The organism is Thermoactinomyces daqus (assembly GCF_000763315.1).
Taxonomy (GTDB): domain Bacteria; phylum Bacillota; class Bacilli; order Thermoactinomycetales; family Thermoactinomycetaceae; genus Thermoactinomyces_A; species Thermoactinomyces_A daqus.
This window is the reverse complement of record NZ_JPST01000075.1, coordinates 1-5,402: the sequence shown is the minus strand read 5'-3', so window position 1 is coordinate 5,402 and position 5,402 is coordinate 1. Positions and strand designations below refer to the sequence as shown.

Annotated in this window: 5 protein-coding genes and 1 pseudogene; 4 read left to right on the top strand and 2 right to left on the bottom strand. The window is 44.4% G+C overall.

Going from position 1 to position 5,402, the window contains the following annotated elements:
* Positions 1 to 462 precede the first annotated feature (462 nt).
* Positions 463 to 654: a hypothetical protein gene (locus JG50_RS0117735; RefSeq protein ID WP_033102442.1), complete on the bottom strand. Its 192-nt coding sequence runs from the start codon at positions 652 to 654 to the stop codon at positions 463 to 465.
* A gap of 241 nt (positions 655 to 895) precedes the next feature.
* Between JG50_RS0117735 and JG50_RS0117730 the strand changes: the two genes are divergently transcribed.
* From JG50_RS0117730 to JG50_RS0117720, 3 genes and pseudogenes are all read left to right on the top strand, one after another.
* Entirely contained in the window at positions 896 to 1,885 is a 990-nt protein-coding gene (locus tag JG50_RS0117730) for an ABC transporter ATP-binding protein (protein ID WP_033102441.1), read from the top strand.
* Positions 1,886 to 1,890: 5 nt separating this feature from the next.
* Positions 1,891 to 2,283: a hypothetical protein gene (locus JG50_RS18490; RefSeq protein ID WP_052154476.1), complete on the top strand. Its 393-nt coding sequence runs from the start codon at positions 1,891 to 1,893 to the stop codon at positions 2,281 to 2,283.
* A gap of 39 nt (positions 2,284 to 2,322) precedes the next feature.
* Positions 2,323 to 2,871 (top strand): annotated as a pseudogene (locus JG50_RS0117720) (ABC-2 family transporter protein); the annotation flags it as partial.
* A gap of 229 nt (positions 2,872 to 3,100) precedes the next feature.
* Here JG50_RS0117720 and JG50_RS0117715 read toward each other — a convergent pair.
* On the bottom strand, positions 3,101 to 4,870 hold the full coding sequence (locus JG50_RS0117715) for a CocE/NonD family hydrolase (protein ID WP_052154474.1): 1,770 nt from the start codon (positions 4,868 to 4,870) through the stop codon (positions 3,101 to 3,103).
* A 169-nt stretch (positions 4,871 to 5,039) separates the two neighbouring features.
* On the opposite strand from JG50_RS0117715, the gene JG50_RS0117710 reads away from it, so the two are divergent.
* Positions 5,040 to 5,345: a hypothetical protein gene (locus JG50_RS0117710; RefSeq protein ID WP_152568649.1), complete on the top strand. Its 306-nt coding sequence runs from the start codon at positions 5,040 to 5,042 to the stop codon at positions 5,343 to 5,345.
* The last annotated feature ends 57 nt before the right edge of the window (positions 5,346 to 5,402 follow it).

The following is a 5,402-nucleotide window of genomic DNA, read 5'->3' as shown; positions in this document are numbered from 1 at the left end:
TACAGGAATGCTCCTTTAATTATGCAATTGTGTAAAACCTTATCCTCAATCTTATGAACACATCACTTAAATTATACGAATAATAAAAATATTTAATCACTAAAACAAGACAAATGACCAATTATCTTAAGCCATATTCCTGACAGAACGCTTCCTAAGCGATGTCCCCAAAATAAAAAGAGACTGCACGCGGCAACCTCTTGATCGCAAACTCAACAACCGGTATAAGCATGTTCCTTCCCTGAGCGGATGAAGATTCAGTCAGAATCCCTTCTCTCTTCGTTGTTCCTTGATTCCACAAAACCGGTCAATGTTTCTCAATTGGCGAATACGCCGAACCAGCCAGTTTTTCTGCGATTCGGCGTATTTGTTGTCTGTCGTTGATATTGATGAATGCTGAAACAACTCAAAACCCTTTCCCATTTCCTCCCCGATGCATATACTCTTTGATTTGTTTTCACGTTACACAATCTCTTTTTCTCTGATTAAGCCCCAGTCCGTTCGAAAATTGCGTTGACCGGCATAGAGAAACATATTTTTGATTTGATACGGTTTGCCATTAACAAAAATCGAGTCGCCAATTTTCAAGTATTCTGGAGATTTAGGGGACTTGAATTCAAAATTTAACATCATAAGCGGTTTTCGTTTCGCCATCTATTCATTCCTCCTGTAATTCCTGTTTCGATATAAATAAATTATATTAAAAATAAAAAGGAAATTTCTATACGGATTGTTTAGATTTTTTTAATAAATTTCGTCTAAACTGCAAACTTTCGTTTGTATCCCTTACCTATCGTCCCATGAAGCAAAAGTTAAACTGAAATACTATACATGGCAAAACAAATCATTTAAAATAGTCATAAATTTTTTGATTCCCAAAGGAGAGGAAGACGCCATGACGAAGGCCATCAGGGTTGAAGGACTGTCAAAATCCTTTATTGTCAAACACAAAAAACCGGGTTTGCTTCAATCAATAAAAAATTTGTTCCATCCTTCTCTCTCCGAACAAATCGCTGTCCACCCGCTTGATTTTCAGGTGGAACAAGGAGAAATTCTTGCATTTCTCGGCCCCAATGGTGCAGGAAAATCGACTACGATCAAAATGTTGACCGGAATTTTGCATCCAACCCGCGGAAGCGCCGAAGTACTGGGATTTAATCCCTGGCTGGAACGGCAAAAGCTCGCCTTTCACATCGGCTCTGTTTTCGGACAAAAATCGCAATTGTGGTACCATTTGCCACCATTTGACACCTTTGAACTGATGAGCCGGATCTATGAACTTCCCCGTGGCGATTATCGAAAACGGCGGGATCAGTTGATTGAACGGTTTGATTTGGGAAAAATTCTCGATATCCCCGTTCGCAAACTGTCACTTGGTCAACGGATGCGCTGTGAAATTGCCGCCACTTTGCTGCATCGCCCCAAGATCGTTTTTCTGGATGAACCGACCATCGGCCTCGACGTGGTTGTTAAACAAAAAATCCGTGATCTGATCAAAGAGATGAACCAGGAAGAAGGGACAACTCTGTTTATTACCTCCCATGATGCAGGCGATATTGAACAACTTTGCAAGCGGGCGATCGTGATCAATCACGGCCAAATCATCCTTGATGACACTGTTTCCAATTTGAAGCGGCATTTTTTGAAGCACAAGACCATTCACTTGAAATTGCAGGAAGCACCAACCCATTTCCATCTTTCCGGAGTGGTATTGGTCAAGCAAAAAGGAACCGGCCTTCGCCTCTCTGTAGACACTTCTCAAACTTCCATCGAACAAGTACTCTCCCATATCATCCAAAATCATCGGCTGGCCGACGTTACCATTGAAGATCCTTCGATGGAGGAAATCATTACCCATATCTATGAAAAGCGGGAAGGAGGGTGAATGAAATGGAGACAGTTATAAGCAGATTGCGCTTTCGCAAAAAAATGCAAAAATATGGTGCCGTCGGTTCGATCACGGTCCGCAATAACTTTGCCTACCTCCGCTCTTTCTTCATTCGCTCCTGGTTTTTGCTGGTCATTCTGTTCATTTTCGTTCAACTCTGGCGAATCACTTACCAGGGTGAAGGCTCCCCGGTCATCTCAGGATACACTTACGAACAAATGATCTGGTATCTCATATTTGCCGAATCGATCATTTTGTCATCGCCACGCCTGTCCGTCAAAATTGAAGAAGAAGTGATCAAAGGGGATGTGGGTTATCAGCTCACCCCCGATGAGCTATCTCCTTTACCATTACTTCTCCTATATGGGGGAAGCGTACGTCCGTCTCGGCATTAATCTGTTGCTGTCACTGCGGGCGGTTTCGGACTCGCCAACGCTTTTTTCGGGAATGCGGAAAACATCGGAAATCTCATCATAACCGGTCAGCTGGATACCTACCTGGTTCAACCCAAACCCGTCCTGCTGCATGTCCTGATCTCCCGCATGTCCGTTTCCGCTCTGGGCGACTTCATCTTTTCCCTGATCGTCTTTCTCTTCTTCGGCCAACACACTTGGATCGGGATTGTCAAATTTGCGGGGGCCCTGCTGCTTTCCATGTTGATCTTTGTCTTCTTTTCTGTCTGTATCCAATCGCTCGCTTTTTATGTCGGCAATGTTGAAGGACTGGTCGGCCAAGAGTTGATCGTCACTTTTGCCACCTATCCGACGGACATTTTCCGCGGACTGACAAAAGTTCTCCTTTTTACAGTCCTTCCTGCCGGATTCATCTCTTACCTTCCGCTCGGCTTGCTTCGGGAAGTGCAACCGTTGTTTTTTGGTGCTGCACTCGGGGTCACCGCGCTCCTTGTTTGCGGTGGCACTGCCCTCTTTTATCATGGGCTTAAACGTTATGGTTCCGGAAATATGATGGGAATGCGTAAGTAGGGATGATGAAAAGAACCGACTCATAATCCTGAGTTGGTTCTTTTCCATGGAGAGATCGGTGTTTTCTCTAAAGGGATCTGAATGTTATTTTTAGCATGAATTTAATTTGTTTTCATTCCTGTTTTCGCATTTGTTATTTTTCTATTTGCATTGCAAACTTGTTTATGTTTTTAACTGTTTTGCAGATAAAACCCTCAGTACCAGATCATTTAACAGTACGATCAATACATTATCTTCTTGGTATGATCGGCAGAATAATGGAAGAAGGATGTTCTGCATCATGAAAGATGGTTTGCCGGGCGATCACCACATCCTCAGCCTGATCCTCACCGAAATTTTTGCCGGTATTGGGATTTCGGTCCCACCGCGGAAAATTACTGCTCGTTATATCCAAACGAATACGATGTCCTTTTTTGAATAGATTGCTTGTTGACCATAAATCGATTTCATACAAGTAAGCTTTTCCCGGCTCGATCAAGCTTGGTGCCTCTCCTTTAGCAGCATTCCGATAACGGGCACGTATAATTCCATCGGTCAGATTTTGTGCATATCCGTCGGGATGAACATCCACCAATCGCGCGACAAAGTCTGTATCTGAGGCACTTGAGCTTGCCCACAGTTTCACTTTAACCGGACCTGTAACCTCTATGTCTTCTTCCAATACAGGAGTTGTATAAACCAATACATCATCGCGTGATTCAATCTCTCTTTGATCAAATGCACCGCTGCCGAAATCGGGTGGCATCATGATGGATCCGCCTTTCGTTATGACCGGATTCAAGGGATCATATGTATAATGATCGGCTGCCTCTTGACCAGGCATGATTGTACTGAGAACTCCATCACCTTGAAGGGTATTCGCATGCCCTTGGCTGTGCAAGTAGTACGGGGTATAAATTGTCCGGGCAAGCGGCCATTCATACTCATCGCGCCAAACATTCTCGCCCATCACAAATAATTTGACAGGTGCTTCACCGATAATACCGTTGTCCTTTCCTTTCAAGAAATGATCAAACCATCGCAATTGGAGTCCGACCAAATCCACGACAGAGGAATTGGCAGCCAATCCAAAATTTATGTCACCAGCTTGATGACTGTGATCCAAATGCATCCATGGACCGATGACCAATTTGCTCTGCCGGGCTTCCGGACTGCCTCCTTTGTTGCGCATTTGCAAAAAGTTTTCAATGGTTCCCTGCAAGAATATATCGTACCAGCCTGCAATGTTAAGTGCAGGAACCGTGATCTTGTCATATTTCCCCTTCAACGATAATGCATCCACATAAGCTTGATCCATGCCGCGCTCAAAATGTTCAAGAATTAGGGGAGCCACTTTATTACGGGCAAAAGGCGCAAAATTTTTCAATGGCAGTGCTTTAATCTCCTTTTTTAGTTGATCAATATCTGAAATTAACTGCGCCAAAGCAGCAGCCCGTTCTTGCTCATCCGAATAAAGTCTTGTGAGTGTGTCCAGATACATTCCCAATTGCCAATAGGCCAAAAAACCGAGTTCCAGCGCTCCTCCCCGGTACATTAATCCGTCAAAGGGATCGCTCCAGGAAAAAGAAGGGGTTGCTGCTTTGAGTTCCTGTGGATTTTGCAGCATGCCTGCCCACTGAACGAATGCGGAATAAGATTCACCAAACAAACCGACTTCACCACTGCTATAAGGAAGCGTGCTTGCCCACCGGATGGTCTCATATGTATCAGAAGCTTCATGTCTGCTCGTCGAAATAAGCTCCCATTCTCCTTCGGAAGCGAATCTTCCCCTTGTATCTTGAACGATGACCACATATCCCTGCCGGACTGCACGAGAAATATCATATAATCCAAAAGAAACAGGGGGATTATCTTTATTATAAGGATGGCGATGGAGCAAAACAGGCCATTTTCCTTCCTGATTGGGCCGATAAATATTAGCGCGCAACACGATCCCATCTCTCATTTCAACAGGAACATTAAATTCTGCAATCATCTGCTTTTCCAAAGAATCCGACATATCAAACACTCCTTGTTCCACGATGATTAAAGTTTTTTGAATAGCAGGCGGCACAGAAGCAACCAAAAAAGGTCATCATCAGCACCTGTTGTCATCCGGTTCATCGCATGAAACCCGCTCCCAAAATGGGCATCTGATGGCATTTCCCCCTCAAGGACAATCCTCTCTGATGACATCCAAGCACCTCTCCGGCAAAACCTTTGCCCCCTCCCCGCTTCCGTTTTTTCTCCGGGAACCTTTGATCTCTCATTTGACGGCAATAAAATGTCTGGGAATCGGAACCGTTTGGACAGAAAGGGCAGAAGCGACGGAGGTCTACCGATTGCCCAAACCCGCAGATTTGATTCCGAAACACACGGCGTTTGATCAAGAGGGGATTCCCATGTACCAGGAAAAAGAGGGGAAACCCTTATATAATCATCCGGTTCGTCTGGCCAATAACATCATCAATTTCATCACCAGTTACGGCGAGTAGAAAAAAGCAATCGGGTCGGATCCCGGTCACCGGCTCAAATCAGCATTTTCAAGTCGA